The 20,711-nt window shown below is 70.0% G+C and carries 23 protein-coding genes; 10 read left to right on the top strand and 13 right to left on the bottom strand.

What is annotated here, in order from left to right; all coding sequences use genetic code 11:
• Nucleotides 1-725: 725 nt before the first annotated feature.
• Together ACFEMC_RS22920 and ACFEMC_RS22915 are read left to right on the top strand one after the other, a co-directional pair.
• A complete protein-coding gene (locus ACFEMC_RS22920) occupies nt 726-1,292 on the top strand; it encodes a SigE family RNA polymerase sigma factor (RefSeq protein ID WP_380172232.1) in 567 nt (188 codons plus the stop codon).
• Nucleotides 1,289-2,122 carry a hypothetical protein gene (locus ACFEMC_RS22915; RefSeq protein WP_380172230.1) on the top strand — a complete coding sequence of 278 codons (834 nt, stop codon included), beginning with the start codon at nt 1,289-1,291 and terminating at the stop codon, nt 2,120-2,122. Before ACFEMC_RS22920 ends, ACFEMC_RS22915 begins: the two co-directional genes overlap by 4 nt.
• Nucleotides 2,123-2,253: 131 nt before the next feature.
• Here the strand turns inward: ACFEMC_RS22915 and ACFEMC_RS22910 are convergent, their stop codons facing one another.
• From ACFEMC_RS22910 to ACFEMC_RS22895, 4 genes are all read right to left on the bottom strand, one after another.
• Nucleotides 2,254-3,558 (bottom strand): SMI1/KNR4 family protein, encoded by a 1,305-nt coding sequence (locus ACFEMC_RS22910; protein ID WP_380172228.1) that lies wholly within the window; start codon nt 3,556-3,558, stop codon nt 2,254-2,256.
• A 189-nt stretch (nt 3,559-3,747) separates the two neighbouring features.
• A complete protein-coding gene (locus ACFEMC_RS22905) occupies nt 3,748-4,662 on the bottom strand; it encodes an aminoglycoside phosphotransferase family protein (protein ID WP_380172226.1) in 915 nt (304 codons plus the stop codon).
• An 826-nt stretch (nt 4,663-5,488) separates the two neighbouring features.
• On the bottom strand, nt 5,489-6,850 hold the full coding sequence (locus ACFEMC_RS22900; protein WP_380172224.1) for an ISL3 family transposase: 1,362 nt from the start codon (nt 6,848-6,850) through the stop codon (nt 5,489-5,491).
• A gap of 36 nt (nt 6,851-6,886) precedes the next feature.
• Nucleotides 6,887-7,522, bottom strand: a complete 636-nt coding sequence (locus tag ACFEMC_RS22895; protein ID WP_380172222.1) for a LysE family translocator — start codon at nt 7,520-7,522, stop codon at nt 6,887-6,889.
• Between the two features lie 176 nt (nt 7,523-7,698).
• Here ACFEMC_RS22895 and ACFEMC_RS22890 point away from each other — a divergent pair, with 176 nt between their 5' ends.
• The 4 genes from ACFEMC_RS22890 (at nt 7,699) to ACFEMC_RS22875 (ending at nt 10,771) form a co-directional block, all read left to right on the top strand.
• Nucleotides 7,699-8,655, top strand: coding sequence for a LysR family transcriptional regulator (locus tag ACFEMC_RS22890; protein WP_380172220.1), 957 nt, complete (start codon nt 7,699-7,701; stop codon nt 8,653-8,655).
• A 69-nt stretch (nt 8,656-8,724) separates the two neighbouring features.
• Nucleotides 8,725-8,973 (top strand): hypothetical protein, encoded by a 249-nt coding sequence (locus ACFEMC_RS22885; RefSeq protein ID WP_380172218.1) that lies wholly within the window; start codon nt 8,725-8,727, stop codon nt 8,971-8,973.
• Nucleotides 8,974-9,128: 155 nt separating this feature from the next.
• Entirely contained in the window at nt 9,129-10,094 is a 966-nt protein-coding gene (locus ACFEMC_RS22880; protein WP_380176910.1) for an IS481 family transposase, read from the top strand.
• Between the two features lie 161 nt (nt 10,095-10,255).
• Nucleotides 10,256-10,771: a GrpB family protein gene (locus ACFEMC_RS22875; RefSeq protein ID WP_380172216.1), complete on the top strand. Its 516-nt coding sequence runs from the start codon at nt 10,256-10,258 to the stop codon at nt 10,769-10,771.
• 83 nt (nt 10,772-10,854) lie between these two features.
• Here ACFEMC_RS22875 and ACFEMC_RS22870 read toward each other — a convergent pair whose 3' ends face one another.
• Together ACFEMC_RS22870 and ACFEMC_RS22865 are read right to left on the bottom strand one after the other, a co-directional pair.
• A complete protein-coding gene (locus tag ACFEMC_RS22870; RefSeq protein WP_380172214.1) occupies nt 10,855-11,163 on the bottom strand; it encodes a hypothetical protein in 309 nt (102 codons plus the stop codon).
• Nucleotides 11,164-11,354: 191 nt separating this feature from the next.
• Nucleotides 11,355-12,299, bottom strand: a complete 945-nt coding sequence (locus ACFEMC_RS22865) for a phosphotransferase family protein (RefSeq protein WP_380172212.1) — start codon at nt 12,297-12,299, stop codon at nt 11,355-11,357.
• Between the two features lie 187 nt (nt 12,300-12,486).
• On the opposite strand from ACFEMC_RS22865, the gene ACFEMC_RS22860 reads away from it, so the two are divergent.
• Nucleotides 12,487-12,789: a hypothetical protein gene (locus ACFEMC_RS22860; RefSeq protein WP_380172210.1), complete on the top strand. Its 303-nt coding sequence runs from the start codon at nt 12,487-12,489 to the stop codon at nt 12,787-12,789.
• 98 nt (nt 12,790-12,887) lie between these two features.
• Here ACFEMC_RS22860 and ACFEMC_RS22855 read toward each other — a convergent pair whose 3' ends face one another.
• The 3 genes from ACFEMC_RS22855 to ACFEMC_RS22845 all read right to left on the bottom strand — a co-directional run bounded on the left by ACFEMC_RS22855 (nt 12,888) and on the right by ACFEMC_RS22845 (nt 16,054).
• Nucleotides 12,888-13,196 (bottom strand): hypothetical protein, encoded by a 309-nt coding sequence (locus tag ACFEMC_RS22855; protein WP_380172208.1) that lies wholly within the window; start codon nt 13,194-13,196, stop codon nt 12,888-12,890.
• A 133-nt stretch (nt 13,197-13,329) separates the two neighbouring features.
• Nucleotides 13,330-14,769, bottom strand: coding sequence for an LCP family protein (locus tag ACFEMC_RS22850; RefSeq protein ID WP_380172206.1), 1,440 nt, complete (start codon nt 14,767-14,769; stop codon nt 13,330-13,332).
• A 934-nt stretch (nt 14,770-15,703) separates the two neighbouring features.
• Complete coding sequence (locus tag ACFEMC_RS22845; RefSeq protein ID WP_380172204.1) at nt 15,704-16,054, bottom strand: hypothetical protein; 351 nt, start codon at nt 16,052-16,054, stop codon at nt 15,704-15,706.
• 287 nt (nt 16,055-16,341) lie between these two features.
• Between ACFEMC_RS22845 and ACFEMC_RS22840 the strand changes: the two genes are divergently transcribed.
• Both ACFEMC_RS22840 and ACFEMC_RS22835 read left to right on the top strand, forming a co-directional pair.
• Nucleotides 16,342-16,590, top strand: a complete 249-nt coding sequence (locus tag ACFEMC_RS22840; protein WP_380172202.1) for a type II toxin-antitoxin system Phd/YefM family antitoxin — start codon at nt 16,342-16,344, stop codon at nt 16,588-16,590.
• Nucleotides 16,591-16,598: 8 nt separating this feature from the next.
• Complete coding sequence (locus ACFEMC_RS22835) at nt 16,599-16,967, top strand: type II toxin-antitoxin system VapC family toxin (protein WP_380172200.1); 369 nt, start codon at nt 16,599-16,601, stop codon at nt 16,965-16,967.
• Between the two features lie 122 nt (nt 16,968-17,089).
• Here the strand turns inward: ACFEMC_RS22835 and ACFEMC_RS22830 are convergent, their stop codons facing one another.
• Both ACFEMC_RS22830 and ACFEMC_RS22825 read right to left on the bottom strand, forming a co-directional pair.
• The gene (locus ACFEMC_RS22830) at nt 17,090-17,761 is read right to left on the bottom strand and encodes a hypothetical protein (protein WP_380172198.1); all 672 of its coding nucleotides are present in this window, start codon (nt 17,759-17,761) and stop codon (nt 17,090-17,092) included.
• Nucleotides 17,762-17,931: 170 nt separating this feature from the next.
• A complete protein-coding gene (locus tag ACFEMC_RS22825) occupies nt 17,932-18,276 on the bottom strand; it encodes a hypothetical protein (RefSeq protein WP_380172196.1) in 345 nt (114 codons plus the stop codon).
• 574 nt (nt 18,277-18,850) lie between these two features.
• Between ACFEMC_RS22825 and ACFEMC_RS22820 the strand changes: the two genes are divergently transcribed.
• Nucleotides 18,851-19,564, top strand: coding sequence for a VOC family protein (locus ACFEMC_RS22820; RefSeq protein WP_380172194.1), 714 nt, complete (start codon nt 18,851-18,853; stop codon nt 19,562-19,564).
• 52 nt (nt 19,565-19,616) lie between these two features.
• Here ACFEMC_RS22820 and ACFEMC_RS22815 read toward each other — a convergent pair whose 3' ends face one another.
• Nucleotides 19,617-20,030, bottom strand: a complete 414-nt coding sequence (locus ACFEMC_RS22815) for an ASCH domain-containing protein (protein WP_380172192.1) — start codon at nt 20,028-20,030, stop codon at nt 19,617-19,619.
• Nucleotides 20,031-20,084: 54 nt separating this feature from the next.
• The gene (locus ACFEMC_RS22810; RefSeq protein WP_380172190.1) at nt 20,085-20,666 is read right to left on the bottom strand and encodes a dienelactone hydrolase family protein; all 582 of its coding nucleotides are present in this window, start codon (nt 20,664-20,666) and stop codon (nt 20,085-20,087) included.
• Between the last annotated feature and the right edge of the window lie 45 nt (nt 20,667-20,711).

The following is a 20,711-nucleotide window of genomic DNA, read 5'->3' as shown; positions in this document are numbered from 1 at the left end:
CGCTCCCTCTGCTGTCCTCGACCCATCGCACCGGCCCTCACTTTCCGCCACCTCGAGCTGCCCGCGTGGGCAGACCAAGCCAGGCTGCCCGCAAGACGGGCGCAACGTCGACCTCACGGTCATCCCGCGGTGCGCGCGGCGCACGGTCATCCCGCGGTGCGCGCGGGCGCACGGTCATCCCGCGGTGCGCGCGGGCGCACGGTCATCCCGCTGATCGAGTGAAAAGTCACCGCCGCTGGTGCTGCTGCCCCAAGATGCGTCCATGCCGCTGACCGCATCACCTCCCGCTACCCGGAGCGGTATCGCCCGGTGGAAGCGCGGCACTGCCCCTAAGCACGGGGCCTTGGTCGCCTTCGACGTCATCCTGGCGATCATGATGCCTGTCGCGGCCTTGCTCGTCTGGTTGAACCACTTCGGCTGGTGGCTGAGCATCCCGGCGGCAGTCGCCGGCGCCGGATCCATCGCGACCGCAGTCCACGAGGTGTACCTGCTCCGACGAGGGGAAGGCTGGCCCTCCTCCTAGGGCATCTCAGCTGCCCTCTGGCCGACCACACGGTCATCCCGCGGTGCGCGCGGCCTGGGCTGGCCGCGACGTCACGCACAGGCCGAAGAGCGGATGAGACGCAGCTCGAGCACTGGCCTGGGCGACGTCAGCGCCCGCCAGATGCAACGACCCGGCGTGCAACCAGATCTTGAGGCTTTGGCGTCAGGGCAGTGTGGACGACATGAACCGGGAAGAGCACTTCACCTCCTGGGCGCACGAGGCGACCCCGCAGCTGCGGCGCATCGCCCGACTGCTGGCCGGCGACTTCCACATCGGTGAAGACCTGCTCCAAGACGTCTACGCCAAGATGTACGCCCGCTGGCCCCGCATCCAAGACCCCAGCGCCTACGCCCGCCGCGCCCTGGCCAACGCCGCCGCCTCACGCTGGCGCAGCCGCTCCCACCGCCACGAAGCCGTCCGCGACGTCGACGACCACCTCGCCGGAGCCGAACCCTCCCAGCCGCTGCTCGAGCTCGAACAGCGCGCCGACCTCCTCGCGGTCCTGCGCCCGCTGCCACCACGCCAACGCGCCGTCATCGTCCTGCGCTACCTCGACGACCGCAGCGACGAACAGGTCGCCGACCTCCTCGACATCAGCGTCGGCACCGTCAAGAGCCAAGCCTCCCGGGCCCTGGCCCGGCTGCGCCAAGCCCTGCCCGACCGCACTGCCGCGGAAGGGCCCCAGCCCGACCGGTCCAGCCTGCACACCCCCGCCTCCGCCTCCTCCGTCGATTGGACGCGCTCGTGAACACCGAGACCCACGACCCCTTCACCGACGCCCTGCGCGCTGAGCTGCATGCTGCCGCTGGCCCCGTGCAGGACTCGACCGCCTTCATCACCGAGGCCACCGGCCGCGGACGCACCAAGCTCCGCCGGCAGCGCCGGACCCGCTGGGGCCTCGGCGCCCTGACCGCCGTCCTGCTGACCGGCGGAGCGGTGGGCGGGGTGCACCTGCTGGGCCCCACGCCGTTTGAGCTGTCCGTGGCCGGGCCGGCTCTAGGACAACACGATCCGGTCCCGACGCCACTACAAACCCTCCAAGGCGGTGAGGTGGAGGTCGACCCCGCGGTGACCGCCGCTGCCGCGGCAGCCTTCGACGAGGTCGTCGAATCGCACCTACCGGGCTGGTCCGCCGGGCGCAGCACCGAAGGATGGCGAGCACGCTCTCAAACGGTCCTGATGTGGAAGGCGACCAACACCGCCACGTCCCCCGCGGTCACCCTCGGCATCGAAATCGACCGCACGGCGCCGCAAGCGGTGGAGGCCACGGGTGAGGTCTGCAAGGGGGAGGTCACATGCTCCCAGCAGAAGTTGCCCGACGGGAACGTCCTCACCGTCGGCACGCACCAGACCCTGGTGCAGCTCGGGTCGATGCCCGAGCCCGCGCGGCCAGTGGAGCCGTACGCCTCGCTCCGCCTGCCGGACGGTCGTTCAATCTCCGCCACGGCCTCCATCGCCGCACCCGACATCCCCGTCGACAGCGTGTACCCGGCCGATTCCCAGGCGACGGCTGACGCCCTCCGAGCGATCGTGACCGACCCCCGACTGCAGGACATCACGATCCCCGCGCCGCAGTGACGTCACGGCCTTCGCGACGACCCATCCCGTGAACAACCCGCGGTGCGCGTGCGCGCGGGCGCACGGTCATCCCGCGGTGCTGGCGTCGACTACACGATTCCTGGTAGGACGGACGGCGCAGCTCACGCTGCTCAGCGCCCTTCGAACCACTCGTCGAACCCCTGTGTGAACTGGCCCTCGCGGTAGCAGTCCTGCCGCCAGCGCACCTGTCCCGCGACGAACTCAGCCGGCGACAGCTCCAGCAGGCGACTCTGCCCGTAGCCCGGGTCCAGCAACGGCCCGCGCAGGGCCTCCACCGCGATGGACGCCCCCCGATCGGCCGGGCCGTACCCGTCGTCGTCGATTCCCAGGTGGTAGCTGGATGAGGCGTCCAGCTGCAGCAGCAGCTCCTCGCTCACTCCCCATGAGGCCAGCACTCCTGCCAGGAACCCGCTGGGACCGCCCATCGACACACTCCACAAGGCATCCAGACGAGACACCGGTACCTCGCCCACCCGGGCCGGGGCCGGGTACCGGTGCACCTCGGCCAGGACCGCCTCGCGCGAGGCCGGCACCGGCTCCCACCGCGGGGCCGGTTCCTCGTCCTCGTGCTCCTCCTGCTCAGCGCCGATGACGTCAACCGCGCTACCGGTTTCGTCGGGCCGAAGGTCCGTCGTGGGGTCGTTGTCGTCGTCCCCGGCGCGTCTGCGCCGGGCGGCTTCCACCCAGCGCGCCACGTCCTCCTCAGACGGCTCCTCCTCTTGCGGGAACGACCCGTCGCGAGCTTGGCGTCCTGGACCGGGCATCAGCTGCCACTCCAGGTACCCCGACACGCTCACCGGCCGGTAGCAGTTGAGCTGGCCGGCTTGCTCCAAGACGCCGGCGGTCTCGGAGAGCATCTCCTCGACGCTGTCCCACCACCGGCCGTCCTGGTCCCCGAGCACGCTGATGCACCCTGACCAGGGGCCGGGGCGGGTGTCGACGTACAGGACTCCGTCGTAGAGGTTCACCGCGATCGGGATGAAGGAGGGCAAGAAGCCCGGTGGGACGGTCCCCGCCGGCTGCGCCGTCGCTTCCTGCAGGTTCTGAACATCAGCGGTCTCGGCGTAGGGCGACCGGAGAAGGTGGGCCTGCCGTTGCAGCAGGGCCTGGTGTTCTTGGACCACGCCGGCCAGGGGCAGCGGCATCCAGGGGCCCAGCAGCAGGCTGTGGGGGTACTCCTGGCAGCCGTCGTGCAGCTGGTACCAGCGCCTCAGCTGCTCAGGCCATGCGCAGCCCGTGGCTGCCTCGGCAGCGGCCAGAGCATCGGGTCCAGCCGGTGCACGTAGGGACCGGACGGCTTCGGGGGCGTGCTGCTCACACCAGGTGACGACCCGCGACCAGGACTCTGCGACCACCTCAGCAGCCTGCCACCTGCTCAAACCGCAAGGGGGTAGATCCAGCAGAGCCCCAGCCACGACGCCCGGTCAGTTGCGACGCGCTGCGCACGAGTGCACGGTCATCCCGCGGTGCGCGGGCGCACGGTCATCCCGCGGTGCGCGGGCGCACGGTCATCCCGCGGTGCGCGCGGCCCTGGCCGCCGATGATCTTGCGGACATGCCGATGAGCGAGCGGCGCAGTGCAAGAAGACGAGCGCGGACCGTGACTCACTCCGAGTCGCTGATGATCTCCCGCAGCCGCAGCAAGCTCTCCTGCGCCAGCGACGGCAGACGCGTCCAGTAGTCACACACTCCACCGACGCTCAAAGCAATGGCCCACGCCCGCGCTCGTGCCCACGTCAGCGCATCGACACCCAGGACCTGGCGGTAGGTCGTACGGCCCGCCGCAGGCATGTCCCACGCCACCACGTGCTCCACATCAGGCCAGCCCACCGACAAGGCCCCGAAGTCCAGCACGGCGCACAACTGCCCGTTGCGGGTCAAGACGTTGGCCGGACGCAGGTCACCATGAAGCCAGACGTGCGGTGCTACAGGATCGGGCAGCTCGAGAGCTGCTGACCACAGCCGCTCGAGCCGGTCGACATCGAGATCAAGATGCGGGTCGACGCGGCTCCGTGCTCGAACCTCCGTGAAGCAGGCAGCGACTCGGTCTTCGAGCTGCTGCACGCGGCCCCCGCGGTACCAGTCGAGGTCTCCCCGGCGGGTGGCTCCCATCAGGTCGGTGGAGTGCAACGCGGTGACGAAGCGTGCCATGTCGCGCCCGTAGCAGGCCCAGTCGGTGATTTGGCCGGCGCCAGCGTCGTCACCGGGAATCCACTCGAAGACCGCCCACGGGAAGGGGTAGTCCGTGTCGGGCTGGCCTGCATGGACCGGGGTCGGGACCGGCTGGGGCAGGTGAGGCCCTAGTCGCGGGAGCCAGGTCAGCTCCTTGCGCAGGGGGACGACCTTCTCGGGGGTCCGCGGGAACCGGGCCACATGCGCTTGCCCGAGCCGGAACATGGTGTTGTCGGTGCCACCGCCTGCGTCGAGGATCGGGAGCCCGGCCAGGTCAGGTCGCTGTGATCGCACCAACGCGCGGACGAGGTGCTCATCGACAGGGACCTCATCCTCATGCAGCGGCACGGCTGTGAGCATCCCAGCGGGGCATCTCGAACCGACAGCCATTTGCTGGCCTCGCGGGTGGCGTGCCGGCGGCGGCTGTGCGCGGGCCCGCTCTCAGCTCCGTCTTGCTCACCACCTCACGGTCATCCCGCGGTGCGCACGGTCATCCCGCGATCCGAGCGATCCCGGCCGCCGATGATCTTGCGGTCATGCCGATCTGCGGACGATCGCGAGTGGACTACCGCTGGGACAACCGGGCTGCGAGAAGGATCAGACCCGCCATGATCGCTGCGATGACGACTCCGACGAGCAAGCCTGTCCAGAGAGAGTCGTTGGCGATGCCTACCGCCAGACCGGCGGCCACGACTCCCGTGATCGTCCCCACCAGGGCTCCGCGTACCCAGGGCTGGGCGGGACGTCGAGTGCTGCTCATGACTAGATCATCGGGGCGCCGCGAGCTTGATACACGTCTTCGAGCTACGAAGGCGTGCGACCTCACGGTCATTCCGCGGTGCGCGCGGGCGCACGCTCATCCCGCGGTGCGCGCGAAGCGCACGGTCATCCCGCAATCCGCAGTGTGGTCGTGGGCTCCCACCGGTGCCCTCATGTGCCGACGTGCAGATGGCGAGCCGTGGGAGCATCCACATCCAGCCAGGTGCCGCTATCGCGCTCGACGACATCTAGGAGGGCTAAGCAGTGGGCTTGTCGATGATCGCCACGACCGAGGGAGAGGTAAGTCCTCGCGCTGCACGCCTTCGCAAGCGGATGACTCGCGCTGAGCGGCGCCAGCAACGCCCCACTGAGATTCACGCAGACAACGGGCTCTTCGGATCTACGGGTGGGAAGCTCACCCTGACCTCCGCCCGCGCGGCCGCCAGGGACGGGTTCCGTCAGCGGCCAGCAGGATGCGGATGCGGTAGTTGCTGAAGTTGCGGAATCCGTGGGCCAGGCGACGGGTCTTCTCGATGATCAGGTTGATGGCCTCGGTGCCGCCGTTGCTGATGCCGTACCGGTGTGGGTCGTCGTCGAAGTAGGCCAGCACCTCGGTCCGCCACGACTGCAGCGTTCGCCCCAACCGGGCAATCTCGGGGATCGGGCAGCGATGAAAGCTCTCGAGCACCCGCTGCGCGACCGCCCGGCCCGCGGTTGGCGTCGGGGCGTGGAACATCGAGCGCAGGTCCTGGTAGGCGTGCCAGGCGACGGTGACCTCCAACCCTGGGTCTCCAGTCTGCAGTGCGGCCTCCAGGCGGGCCTGGCCGCGGTCGGTGAGGTTCTCGCGGGCCGTGGTCAGCAGGCGGCGGATGCGGTAGAGCGGGTCGTCGCGTTGTCCGCGCCGACCCAGGGTGGTCTGCTGGACGCGGCGGCGGACCTCATCCATCGCGGTGGAAGCGAGCTTGACGACGTGGAAGGCGTCCAGGACGGTGACGGTGTCGTCGGGCAGTTCGGTGCGGATGGCGTTGGCGTAGCCGCGGAAGGGGTCGAGGGCGGCGTGGGTGATGCCGTCGACGAACTCTCCGGTCTGCTGGCGGATCCAGGTGGCGTAGACCGGTCCAGAGCGGCCGAGGGTGACGTCGAGCAGGCGGGCGTGAGTTCGGCCGTCCTCGTCGCGGGTGAGGTCGACGATGGAGGTGACCGCCCGGTCGCGGTGCCGGGCTGAAGGACGCCAGATGTGCTCATCGACGCCGAGGGTGTCGACGCCAGCCAGCCGCGCAGATCGGGCGGGCGCCGCGTCCAGGTAGTCGGCCGCGTGCGCGCGGACGGCGTCCATGAGGGTGTGCCAGTCCACCCCGAGCTGACGCGCCAAGGCCGAGACAGTGGAGTCGTCCCAGCGCAACGTCTGCACCGCCCAGGCCACGGCCCGGGCGGTGAGCTTGGACCGTGCGGGCAGCGCCGGGTGCTCCTCGGACCAGACGCCGGTCGGACAGCGGGGTTCGCGGCAGCGCCAGCGCCGCTTGCGCCAGATGAGCTGGACCGGAGTTCCGAAGCAGGGCGCATCGGCCAGTCGATGCTCACGACGACCGTGGTCGGTGGCGATGACCCCGCAGCGGGCGCAGGCAACCACGGAAGGCCGAGAAGTCTCGACGGTGAGACGCAGGAGTCCGCGTGACCGGTCCGCAGCTGCGACGGGATCGCAGCGTTCGACGCTTACCAGGTGGATGCCGTCCAAGCCGAGGAGGTCGTCCCCGCGGCGATCCACGGGTGTCGCCATTGGCGTGGTCCTACCGTGCGATTCCCCGTCGTGAGATCAGCGCGGTGTTGAGGTCGTGACCATCTTGACCGCGAACACCGCCAGGACGCTGCCCGCCACCACCCGCTGCACCTGCATCACACGCGGACGCGCCTGCAACCAACTGGAGATGCCGGCTGCGCCCAGCACGATGGCGCCGTTGACGGTGACCGCGACGGCGATCTGCACCGCCCCCAACTGCAGAAACTGCTGCCACGTCGGCCCCGCGTCGGCGGTGATGAACTGCGGGAGTAGCGCCGCGTACATCAGCGCGATCTTGGGGTTGAGCAGGTTCGTCGTCAGCCCCAGGAGGAACAAGCGCCGCCCGGAGTGCGGGGCCAGTCGGGCAGGAGCGAACGGGGACCGACCGCCAGGACGCAGCATCCCCCAGGCCAGGTAGAGCAGGTAGCAGGCACCCGCAACCTTGACCACGTCGAAGGCCGCCGGCACCGCGGCGAACACCGCCGACAACCCGGTCGCGGCCGCGGCCAGGTAGACCACGAAGCCCGCTACGACACCGGTGAGGGAGATCAGCCCAGCTCGCCGGCCCTGCGCGATGGACCGCGAAGCCAGATACACCATGTTCGGACCCGGGGTCAGGACCATGCCCAGAGCGATGATGACCACCCCGCCCGCAGCTGCCCACGACACCACGACGCACTCCCCACCTTTGTCGATACCACCGTCGAACTATTCGGCCAGCACCCGTGACCTGGTTGCTGGCCTGGCTCACCCGGGCGGGCTGGGCGCAGTCTCGTGCAGCACGACCTTGACCGTCCATCGCACAATGAGGGGCCAAAGCGTGAAGCAGAACTGCATGGAGGTCGGCCATGGACGAACTGACGTGCCTGCGCGCACTGCAGGCTGTGCACGTCCACGGCACCGTCACCGCCGCGGCCGGTGTCCTGCACCTGAGCCCTTCCGCCCTCAGCCAGCAGATCAAGCGTCTGGAACGGGCGAGCGGTCGCGTCCTCACCCTCGCCAGTGGCCGTCGCATCGTGCTGACTCCCACAGCCCATGCCCTGCTGGAGGCTGCGCTGCCCTTGGCCGACCAGCTGGCTCACGTTCTCACCGGCTCCGGTGAGGGCGACCCGCGCCAGCCGACGCAGGTCGTCGGACACGTGCGCATCGCTGCGTTCGCCACCGCCCTGCGTGCACACGTCGTGACCGTCTTGACACGCCTGCGCCACGAGCAACCGGGCCTGACCTGGTCGCTGATCGAGATGGACCCCGACCGGGCCCTGCCCGCCCTGACCGCCGGTGCTGTCGACATCGCTCTCGTGCACCACTGGCAGGGCCAGCCCACCCCGGTCCATCCCAGCCTCACCGTCATCGGCGCCCACCACGACCCCGCCGACGTCATCTGCCGCCGCGACGACCCGCTCGCAGGCATTTCCCCGGGTGCTGACCAGGATCACCGTGCCGGCGACACCCCCGTCGACGCTGTGAGCGTGAAGCAGTTGACCGCACGCGGGTGGGTTTCCACCGGAACGGGAACGGTCTGCCACGACTGGCTACTGCACATGTTCGCCCGAAGTGGGCAGCGCCCCGACATCGTGGCCGAGGTCCCTGACTTCACCCTCCACCTGGAACTCGCCCGCCACGGTCTGGCGCTGGCTCTCGTCCCCCGGATGGGCCGACCACCCCTGCACGAAGAGCTGACCACCCTCGTCCTGCGCGACGCCCCCGCCCGCATCGTCAGCGTCGCCCACCGGAGCAACCAGAACGACGACCCCGCCATCACCCTGCTCCGCGAAGCCCTGCTCCTAGCCTGCACTGACCACTAGCACGGGAACAAGGTAGGACTTGCCACCCGCAGATCCGAAGAGCCAGACAACGGCGCCACCGAGGCAGAGTTGGAGAGCTTCCTCCACCACTTCTCGCCCGATGACCGCTACGCCGCCGGTCTGCCGGAGCTGGGACGGTGGAGTCCGTTGCAGGACCAGCACTACCGCCCCGAGGACCTGGATCAGCTCGCGCACGACCTACTGCACGCTCAAGTGCTGGCCCAGGAGCCTGGCCACCTCGCCGCCCTTCAAGAGGCCGCCGACCTGGTGCGGCGCTGCCGTGAGAACGCGTGGCACCTACACGTGGCTGTTGATTGACCTCCACTTGACCCCCCGCCCTACGTGGACGCGCGATCGGCAGGCGCCTAGGTGTACCCGGCCAGGACGTTGGTGACAGCGCGTCGGCTTGAACGCAGGAGGACCTCCGAGTGGGGTGTGACTTGTCGAAGGTCCACATCCACCCGGAGGTCCTCGTGGCCCACGCTAACGCCCGCACCACCGTCCACGGCCGGCTGCTGATCGTCCAACGCCACCGCCAAGGCTGGGCACAGGCCCACATCGCCGCCGCGATGGGCATCTCCCGCAAGTGCGTGCGCACCTGGATCACCCGCTACGAGACCGAAGGCCTCGACGGGCTGCAGGACCGCTCCAGCCGCCCTCACCACAGTCCGACACGAACCCCCCACGAGGTCGAGGAACGCATCGTCGAGCTCCGCACCCGCGAACGCCGTGGACCCGACGAGCTGGGTGCTCAGCTCGGCGTCCCGGCGCGAACGGTCTCGCGCGTCCTGGCCCGCCACGGCGTCCCGCACCTATCCGCCCTGGACCCCATGACCGGTGCGGTGTTGCGCTCCTCGAAGGTCACTGCCGTCCGCTACGAACGGGCCTATCCCGGTGCGCTGGTGCACATGGACGTCAAGAAGATCGGTCGCATCCCCGACGGCGGCGGCTGGCGCGCCCATGGGCGCGCAGATCGGGAGAAGACCCGCGACCGCAGCACCAAGGTCGGCTACGACTACGTGCACTCCCTGGTCGATGACCACTCCCGGCTGGCGTACTCCGAGGTCCTTGCTGATGAGAAGGGCCCGACCTGTGCCGGTTTCCTGACTCGCGCTGCGGCCTACTTCGCCCATCGCGGGATCGCTCGCATCGAGCGGGTCATGACCGATAACGCCTGGGCTTATCGCTGGTCGCTACATGGGGTCTGCGCCGCGCTGGGAGCGCGGCAGAAGTTCATCCGTCCGCACTGCCCGTGGCAGAACGGCAAGGTCGAGCGCCTGAATCGGACCCTGGCCACCGAGTGGGCCTACCGGCAGGTGTTCACCAGCAACGCCGAACGCACCGCTGCTCTTGCGCCCTGGATCGAGCACTACAACACTCAACGCCGTCACAGCGCACTCGGTGGTCTACCGCCGGTCAGCCGGCTGGCACCAATGTGATGGCCGGGTACACCTAGGGCGCAAGCAACTCCACGGTCATCCCGCGTTGTGCGCGCTGTCGGGGCTGGCGACTTCACGGTCTTGACGATCTGCGAGCGGTTCGCGCTTGTCTGTTGGTACTCCCTAGCCCGACGGCTGTCCTGCCTGGCACCGTCATCGCCATGACGCTGGGACTGCGCAACAACGGGGTGCACCTGGTCCCCTACTCGCCCGCCTGGGCCGAGGCCGGCAGCGCAGAGCGCCACCGGTTGCAGGACGCCCTGGCCCGCTGGACTGGGCGCGTTGAGCACATCGGCAGCACTGCCGTCCCCGGCCTGGCCGCCAAGCCCATCATCGACATCTGCGTCGGCGTCCAGGACCTGCTGCACGCAGACGCCATGGCCGAGGAGATGAGCCGACTCGGCTACGACTACCCCGGGGACGTCGGCATCCCCGATGACCGTGTCTTCGGACGCGAGCCCGGCTGGCGAACGCACCTAATCCACGTCGTCGTCATGGACGGTCCTCGATGGCAGGCCTACCTCCAATTCCGTGACTCCCTCCGAGCAGACCCGGCACTACGGGCGGAGTACGAAGCGTTGAAGCGCGCCTTAGCCACCTCCCACGCCGCAGACCGGTACACCTACACCCAGCACAAGACGGCCTTCGTTCAGCGGGTCCTGGCCGACCTTGCTTAGGCGAAGGTCCGTCCGCAAGGTCGCCAGGCGACGTCACGGTCATCCCGCGGTGCGCGCGGAGCGGTCGATTCAGGATGAGGGACTCAGACAGCACCGGAGGCACGTGGCAAGCCCCGCAGGCTGGTGTGCTTGGCCAGCCAGCTCGACCAGTCCGCTTCGCTCTGCCCCAGCTGCCAGAGCACGTCCGCTCGAGCCCGACCGATTTCGTCCTGCCACGACATCACCTGCTCGCGAGCTGCAGCCGCAGCGGCACGGGCCTGCTCCCGGTGCCGGGCACCGGTCGCCGTCAGCTCGGCCTCGTACGCCTCCTGATGAGCGCTCTCCGCCGTCTCAGCGGCTTCCATGACGCGGACCAGATGCAGCAGGGCCTCCACGGCCAGGGCGTTGCTCACTCAGGCAGTCTGCCGTTCCGCGCGGAGACGTCCGGGACTTCACGGTCATCCCGCGGTGCGCGCGGGCGCACGGTCATCCCGCGGTGCGCGCGGGCGCACGGTCATCCCGCGTTGTGCGCGCTGTCGCTGGCATCCGGCGACGTCACGGACGCGACGATGACCACGCGACCAGCTGACGCCAGGTTGGCGGTCTACAGCAGGACGGCGGAGCGGACGTCGGGCCGTCGCAGCACCGCGGCGCACCACTGGAAGTGCCCGTCGGCTGTGCCGCTGTACGCGTTCGCGCCGATGAGGGCGTACACCGCCTTGAACCGCAGAACGTCCGCGTGCTTGACGTCGAACGCCTCGGCGAACAGGTCACTCAGGCGCCGTTCGGTGCGCAGGGCATGCGGGCCGTACATGTCGAAGAAGCCCGACGTCAGCGCCATCTCCAGCACCGGATCGGCCAGCATGGTCAGGAAGCCCCAGTCCAGGACCGCGGTGAGCCGGCAGTCGTCATCGACCAGCACGTTCTCCGGGCAGATGTCACCGTGCTGCAACGCGACCGCCACGTCGCCGCGACTGGCCAGGAAGGCGTCGCAGCCTTCCACCAGGTCATCCAGGCAATCAACGTGCGCCCGCAGCAGGCCCCCGAAGCGGCGGGTGCGATCCTCCAGCAGCCGCTGCAAGGTCGCCGCCCACGGCTGGGCCGTGGTCACCATGGAGTCGCCCAGGAGCGGCAGGTCGGGCATCTCGATCGGTTGCGGGTGCGGGATGGTGCGCAGCGCGCTCAGCAGGTCGGCCAACGCCTGCTCGGCGCGGGGGTCAAGGCGCCCGGCGGCTGGGTCGTAGAAGTCTCCGATGCTGCGGCCATGCAGGCGCGGCTGACGCAGCAAGGAACGGCCGTCGGGCAGGGTGAGGCGGCCCAGCGGGGCGGGGACAGCGAACGGGAGCCGAGACTGATTCAGCTGCTCAAGCAGTTGCTCCACAGGCTCCATGGGCGCCGCACCGGCCGCAGCCGCCTCCCGGGGCAGCCGGGCGACGGTCTGCTCGTCAAGGGCGTAGACATCAGCCTCCATACCCGCGGCCAGCCAGTGTGCGTCGGGGTAGCCCAGAGCACGCAGCTGTGCGGGCACCGAGTCGGTCTCGTCGATCACTCCCTCAGTGACTCAGAGACGAAGTGGGCGAGTCCACCGCATTGGGGTCCGCGGTGACCTCGCGGCGGCTGTCGCGAGAGCGAGGACTCAACGTCATGGTCATCCCGCGGTGCGCGCGGCGCACGGTCATCCCGCCAGCCGAGCGAAAGTACCCTCCACGAGCAGTTGGCACGGCCATGCTGAACCGGTGATCTACACGTACTCCGTCTCCAACGTGCAGCCCAGCCTGGAGAATGCTCAATGGTGGGAAGTCACCCTCGTGGCGGCCGGATCCACGATCTGCCCAGCTGCCGTCGGCCACCGACTGCTCGCGGCCATGCCTTCCCTCGACTCAGCTGAGCCGGGCACGGGGCTGAGCGTGGCAGTCGAGGTCTTGGACTGGGCCGGAGACCTGGGGCAGGTGACGCGGTGGCGGATCGACGACGGCAACGAGCCGCTATGGATCACACCCGAGGATGACGACCCTGTCTCCTTTGTGGCCCGCCCCTGAGTACAGCCGCATGACCGACCGCACGGTCATCCCGCGGTGCGCGGGCGCACGGTCATCCCGCGTTGAGCGCGACACGGTCGGTGCGGGACGTGAAGGACTCAGGCAGCACCGGAGGCACGTGGTAGGCCACGCAGGCTGGTGTGCTTGACCAGCCAGCTCGACCAGTCCGCTTCGCTCTGCCCCAGCTGCCAGAGCACGTCCGCTCGAGCCCGACCGATTTCGTCCTGCCACGACATCACCTGCTCGCGAGCTGCAGCCGCAGCGGCACGGGCCTGCTCCCGGTGCCGGGCACCGGTCGCCGTCAGCTCGGCCTCGTACGCCTCCTGATGAGCGCTCTCCGCCGTCTCAGCGGCTTCCATGACGCGGACCAGATGCAGCAGGGCCTCCACGGCCAGGGCGTTGCTCACTCAGGCAGTCTGCCGTTCCGCGCGGAGACGTCCGGGACTTCACGGTCATCCCGCTGACCAGGACGTCGCCGGCCGCGCGGCTTGGCGGAGCAGAGCGCGACCTGTTGCGAGGAACGCACAGGAGCGGGTGCGCTCAGGCGCAGATGTTGTCCGAGGCGACCCGGCCCGTGATCGTCGGGGTCGGCGTCGGTGCCGCCGCGGGCGTGCCCGTGACCCGCGACCGTACGTCCGTGACCGTCGTCGTTGTCTTCACCTCGACGACGATGTTCTTGCCCAGGCTCGGGTCGAGCTGGGTCGTCGCCCCGCCCAGGGCCGCGGCGACCGTGTTCGCCGAGTCCTGCCGGCCCGTGCCGTAGCGGACGAGGACGTCTGCGGTGGAGTGGGCGGTGCCGTCGCCGGTGCCCGCGGCGACGAAGCCGACCCCGGTCAGCGCCTTCGACACCGTCCCGGCGACCCCGGCCGTCCCGCCCACGTTGAGGACCTGCACGGAGATCTTCGACGGGGCGACCAGCAGCTGCGAACTGGTGCCCGGGTCGGTGCCGGGGGCCGCGGTCGGGGATGCCGTCGGGGTCGCCGTGCTGGGGCCGGCGGTGTCGGTGCTGATCTGCTGCCACAGCGTGTCCGCCGCCGCCGTCCACTGCACACGGTTGGGGTTGGCCGGGTACGGCTCGGTCGGGACGGTGACGAACTGCACCCCGTTGGCCGGCATCTTCTGCAGGCTCTGGGCCAAGGAGGCGATCTGCGACAGGCTCGCCAGCCCGGTGTCGGTGGTGACCGATTTGGTCGCGGCGTTGAGGAAGGCGTACAGCTTGTCCGGGCGGGTCAGGACCGCCGAGCTGGTGACCTTCTGGACCATCGAGCTCATCAGCGCCTGTTGGCGCCCGATACGGCCGAGGTCGGAGCCGTCTCCGATGGAGTACCGCGCCCGGGCGTAGGCCAGCGCGGTCTCGCCGTTGACGTCGTCGTGGGTGCCGGCGCTCAGGTGCAGGTTGGCCTTGGAGTCGTTGATCGCCTGCGGAGTGCAGATCGTGACCCCACCCAGGGCATCGACCATGGAGCGGAAGCCGGAGAAGTCGACGACGACGTAGTGGTCGATCGGGACCTTCGTCAGCTCTTGGACGGTCCTGATCGTGCAGGCCGCACCGCCGAGGGAGAACGCGGCGTTGAACAAGCTCTTGGTCGCCTTCGTCGTGCCCCCATCCGAGGTCGGGCACGCCGGGATCTGCACTTCGGAGTCGCGCGGGATGCTGACCAGCGTCGCGCTCTGGCGGTCGGCGGCCAGGTGCACCAGGACCGTGGTGTCCGAGCGGGCCCCGGGGTCGGCGGCCTCGCCGCCGTACTCGTCGCCGGAGCCGTCGGACAGGTCCCGGGTGTCGCTGCCCATGACGAGGATGTTGACGGCGTCCTGCCCCGTCGTGGGGTCCACCGTCGACTCGTCCGACGGCTTGGCTCCGGTCAGGCCGTCGAGGTTCTGGGCGTTGATGTTGCCCTGGAGCTTGTAGTACGCCAACACCCCGCCACCAGCGGTTACGACCGCCAGGACGACCGCAGTGATGGCGACGACGCGCAGCACGCCGAAGAGACGGCCGTGAGCGTGACTGAAGTGGGCACCTCGAGCGCGTCGGCCGCTGCCAGGAGCAGCAGCGGCGCGGACCTGACGCTTGGACTCGGGGGTGTGTGCGGGGCCGTCCACTTTGCGACTGTACGGACGGCAGGAAGTTGAGCTGGGGTTCTCCTTGAACTCACCTGTGTCTGCCTCCCGGATCTTCACTCCTCGGACGAGCACGTAAGCGCACGGTCATCCCGCAGGTCGCGCGGGCGGATGCCAGGTCAGTCAGAGAGGCTGCGGTTGTGGGCCGAGCGCACAACAAGCAGCGGGATGAGGAGAGCGCCCAGAGTGCCAAGCCACAACAGATCGCCGCCCTCTCGACTACCTCGCACTCCGGCCCAGACAGCCAGACCACAGCAGGCGGCGTAGGCGGCGTAATACGACCACGGACGTGACGGAGGAAGCCCCATGGCGGGCCAGTAGCGACCCGGGTTGGCGCGAGCAACGGCTAGACCGGCTACTGCCGAGAGCACCCCCGCGAGCACGAGCAACAACCAGACCATGACCACACTGTGTAGCAGCCCACGCTTGTTCAGCTGGTGAACGCGTACCTCTGCACGCGTATCGAATGAGCGCTCGTCTCTCGGGCGACGTCACGGTCATCCCGCGAACCTCGCGCACTCAGGTCAGGCGGTGACCTCGGCGTGGTTGCCCTGGTCGTCGTCCCCATCGCCTCCGACCCGGACGCCGGCGCCCCTGCCGTCGTCCTCCGTGCCGCGCTCCCTCTGCCGTCCTCGACCCATCGCGCAGGCCCTCATTCTCCGCCATCTCGAGCTGCCCGCGTCGGCAGACCAAGCCAGGCTGCCCGCAAGAGGGGCGCAACGTCGACTTCGCGGTCATCCCGCCCTCCGGGGACGAGCCAGCTCGAACAGGCAGCCCGGCAAGCGACCACAGCCCCTCAAGACACCAGCACGACCAAGCGCCGGACGAGGACGATAGCCACGACGAGAGCGGCCAGACCCACGAGCACGGCTGCCACCTGCGCCACGAGAACACCCATCGTCGTGGCCACCAGAAGGCGCACCGCCACTGCGGCCACCACAGCTGCAGCCGCCGCCGCCGACACCCCGACGAACCGATGCCCACCCTGACCCCGGCGACCGGCCACCACCAACACGGCGACAGCGACACCCGAGCTCACGACGCCGACCACCGCGCCAACCAGCACTCCCACCAGCGCACTGCTGCCAACCGTCACCGCGTCCACCCCTGTCCCGAAGGTGAACGCTCCCAGCGCGAGGATCAGCACGACCAGCCCTGCACCGCCCACCACTCCAGCAAGAGCACCCCACCCAAGCCCACGAAAAACGACAGCCCTGGTCCATCCGCGCGCAGCTCCCCCACCACCGGTCATGCATCCAGCCTGCCAGCCGAGAATGTCCGAGCTGATGACCTCGCCGTCCCGCCCGAGATGGGCTCAGAAACGATGACCTCGCGGTCATCCCGCGGTGCGCACGGCTATCCCGCAATCCGTCGTCTCCCGAACCCCGGCACGACCGAACCCTCATGGTGTAGCACAAGTGCTACCTTGACTCCATGACAGTCGTCGGCCTTCGCGAACTGCGCCAACAAGCCTCCGATCTCGTCCGCCGCGTCGAAGCCGGCGAGGAGGTCACCATCACTGTGGCCGGTCGGGCCAGCGTTCGACTCGTCCCCGCCAACGCACGGTCCTGGCGCACCTGGACCGACATCGAAGAGCTCTTCTCAGGCCCCGCGGACCCGACGTGGGAGCAGGACCGAGAACTCATCGACTCCGAGATCCGAGACCCTTGGGAACCGCGGTGAGAGCGGTCATGGACACCAGTGTCGTCATCGCCCGCGACATCGGTCCCCTCCCCGGCGAACTGGCCATCAGCTCCGCGACGCTGGCCGAACTGCACTTCGGCGTCCTGGTCACGACCGACCCGGCGGTCAGAGCCGAACGGTTGCGACGCTTGTCCCTCCTGCAACGACGGTTCGACGCCCTGCCCTTGGACGAATCCGTCGCCGCCAGCTACGGGCAGCTAGCCGCTGCGGTCGTCGCGGTGGGCCGGCAGCCGCGCGCTCGAACGATGGACCTGCTCATCGCCGCAACGGCCCACGCACACGACGCTCGGCTCTACACCCGCAACGCCGCAGACCTCAAAGGCGCAGACCAGCTCATCGAGGTCGTCTCGGTGTGACGCGCCCGGGGTCCGCGAACACGACGATCGCGCGGTCATCCCGCGGTGCGCGCGGACGTACGGTCGTCCCGCTGATCAGGAGATTCTCGACCTCGCGGCTTGCCGGCGGTAGGCGGTCCCGCTCACCTCAGCAAGCCGGCCTCTCGCACCACCTGCACCGCCCCCACCGCCGACCCCCGAGTCAGCATCGTCACGTTCCACACCCGCGCCATGCCGCCAGAAGACCGCCCGATCGACCAGCCCACGCAGACCGCCCCGCTGCGGTCGACCTGCACCCCCACGCTGCACCCGTCCACGTCCACGACTGTGAAGTCGTCGCCGCTCACGGCCCGCAGGCCGCCGTCCGCGACGAAGCGGTGCCGGCGGTGGGCCACCGCCTGCGGCCATGGCCGGTCATCCGGCGGCAGCTGCACGTACAGGGACGTGACCTCCCGCCTCAACACCGAGGAGACCGCCGCGCGGCGCCAGTCCAGGTCACGGGGCAGGTAGAAGACGGCGAATACCGACGTCGAGGGCCTCCCGAGTTCGTCCACCTCGAAGGACGGCTCGCCGTTGCGCCCCGGTACGGCCAGCACCTCCCGTCGCCCAGCGACTCCTCGTGGCGACAGCCGCGGGATCGGGGAGCCGGTCAGCAAACGCAGCCGGGCCTCGGTGACCGGAGCCCACGAGTAGGCCAGTGACCCCGGAGCGCGGCTGCTCGGACGCAGCGTGTCGGTGAGCTCTTCTGCGGCGACCAACGCCTGAAGCCCGTCAACTACCGCAGATGGAAGAAACGACTGCGCTTCCTCAGACACGGGACATCTCCCACCTCTCTGGACGGCTCCCACCCCACCACAGCGAGCGACTCACACGCGGGCATCTCGCCGCCCCTGACGTCACGGTCATCCCGCGGTGCGCGCGGGCGCACGGTCATTCGGAGAGCCAGCACTTCGCCAGCCGCCTGAACCCGCCGCGAGCGAGAAGTTCATCGGTTCTGAGCCCACGGGCGACGCCGAACCCAAGCCCTGGCAGCGAGGACCAGTAGGTTGACCACCGCCACGTTCGCAGCCACCAGGCCACCGATCATGACTGCGGCCACCAGCCACAACGCGTCCTCCACAACCAGCGTCGGCACCGTGCCCACCACGAACGCCACCCAGACCAGCGCGGGCCCCCACCAGGGATGGATGGACAGGTGCGCCACCACGCTCGCCACGGCCACAGCCGCGCCGACCCCGCCAACCGTCCCGGCGGGCACCTCAGAGCCGGCCCACCCCGGAGCGGCCACGAAGAGGTAGCCGCAGACGACACCGCTCGAGGCTGCGATCACCCACCACCCGACGGACACCGCAAGGGGCCAACTCCGCGTCCGCGGCAAGAGGAAGCTGTCGCCGCGGTGTCCGTCGGGTGGGTGCATCCGGCTACCTTGCCTGCCCGGCGATCAGCGGCGAGGACAGCAACGGGGCCGAAGCCCCGCTCGGCGCAGCGAGCGAGACCGGCTGCGTGTGCTTCGACACAGCCAGCGACCTCACGGTCATCCCGCGGTCAACGCGCGACACCTTTGGACAAGACGCCCGCTCGTGGCGATGTCGCAACGTCACGATGGCCCGTCCCGAGGCCGCCCACGACGCCGTGGCGTACCGGAACGCGGCACCCATCGGACAACACGCCGAGGACCGGACCTGGGCCTCGGGCGGGTCGCTCGACGGCTGCAGCGCTTCTGCACGCCCTGCGTGTCCTTCCCGGTCAGCCCCGCTGAGCAGGACGTGCGAGCCCCCGCGGCCTGGCGAGGATCGGGCGCTCTCCTCGTCCCGGCCCCTCGCAGCAACTTCTCCCGCGAGCAGGAACCCGGCGGGCGAGAAACCACGTGCCCGGGGTCCCCGGCGGCGCCTACCGTCCAGGAGGTGTCCTGCCGAGTGGTGGCCCTGCGCCTGGACTCCCGCGACCCCGTGTCCCTGGCGGCTTTCTGGGCCGGCCTCCTGCACCGCTCCATCCTCGACGACCCCCGCGGCCCGCTCCTGGCCGGGAGCGACACCCAGGTCGGCCTGCGCTTCGTCCCCGACGCCGGTGACGGGACAGGGCCCGGCCGGGTGCACCTGCACGTGACGAGCACCAGCGCGACCGACCAGCAGCGCACGGTCGCCGCAGCCCTCGACCTGGGCGCCCGCCACCTCGACGTCGGACAGTCACCGGAGGAGGAGCACGTCGTGCTCGCCGATACGGAGGGCAACGCGTTCTGCGTCATCGAGCCCACCAACGCCTTCCTGTCCGGTTGCGGGTTCCTCGGCGAACTCGCCTGTGACGGCACCCGCCGGGTCGGGCCCTTCTGGGCGCGGGCACTCGACTGGCCCCTGGTGTGGGACGAGCAGGAGGAGACGGCCGTCCAGTCACCAGCGGGCGGCACCAAGATCGCGTGGGGCGGGCCGCCCGTGGCGCCGAAGCCCTCCAGGAACCGACAACGCCTCGAACTGTCGGTGACCTCCGGGTCCCCGTCGGCCGAGGTCGAACGGCTCCTCGCGCTCGGGGCGAGCCTCCTCCCAGGCGCTGGTGACTCCGGGGACGCCGAGGTCGAACTGGCCGACCCCGACGGCAACGAGTTCCACCTCCTCACCGGCTGAGACGCCCACGGCGGCGGGCTCCCACGGTCTGCGCTGACCTGCGAGCCCCGCGTCACGGGACGGCGACGCCCCCCACGACGGCGAAGCGCAGGCACACGACCTCGGTGTCGCCGTCGACGGTGTTCCCCGAGCGCTGCCAGAAACCCCGGTGGGCGCGGGCCCAGTCCTCCCGGTCCGCGAAACCCTCGCCCTCCGCCCGCGCGAAGTCGTCGGTCACCTCGTCGAACCGCACGACGCGGACGTCGGTGACCTCGACGAGCGCGAGGCGCTGGTCGTCGTCGTCGATGAGCACCAACCGCTCGCCGACGACCTCGAGGTGCTCGTCCTCGGCGCGGTAGTCGGCGTCGAGCAGACCGGCCGTGGCTCGCTTGCGGCCGGCCAGCACCAGCGCGTTGAGCTCCGCCCGCACCGGACCCGGCTCACCCAGGCCGAGCGCGCGCAGTCCGTCCACCCGCGGCCACGTCATGTCGTCATGGTCCCCCGTCCCCAGGGGCGGGACGGACCCCCACAGGCCGGCGCCTCAGCTCACGTCGCGGCAGAACGCCTCAGCCCGTTCCCACAAGGTCGCCGCGGCGAGCGGATCGTGCTCGGCCGGCAGGCTCGCGTCGGTGAACAGGTGGCCGCGACCGGCGTAGTCGAAGACCTCCACAGCGGCCCCGGACCGGGTGATGTCACCGACGAGGGCGTCGATCCACTCCTGGCGGCGGAAGGGATCGACCTGGGCGTAGTGGATCTGCGCCGGCGTCTCCCCGCGCCAGCGGACGCCACCGAGCAGGTCCAACGGCAGCGCACCGGAGAAGAGCAGCGCCCCGCCGCACACGCGCTGCGTGGCGACGTGCTCGGCCATCCCGGCGCCGTTGGAGAAGCCGGCCACGACGAACCCGTCCCGCAACGGGGTGACCGCCTCCAGCGCCCGGTCCGTCAGCGCGGGGAACCCGACGGCGTCGACGTGCCGGCCCGCCTCCTCGTAGTCGTCGAACACGCGGCCGTCGTACTGGTCGACGACCAGCACCTCGTTCCCGGCAGCGCGCAGTCGGCGCGCCGCGTCGTGCACTCCTGGGCGGACTCCGAGCACGGAGTGGAACAGTGCGATCTCAGCCATGCCCCCAGGGTGCGCGGGCATCGGGGACAGCAGCCTGTCACCGTC

The sequence above is a fragment of the Kineococcus sp. DHX-1 genome (assembly GCF_042473625.1).
Lineage (GTDB): Bacteria > Actinomycetota > Actinomycetes > Actinomycetales > Kineococcaceae > Kineococcus.
This window is presented reverse-complemented; position numbering and strand designations above follow the sequence as displayed.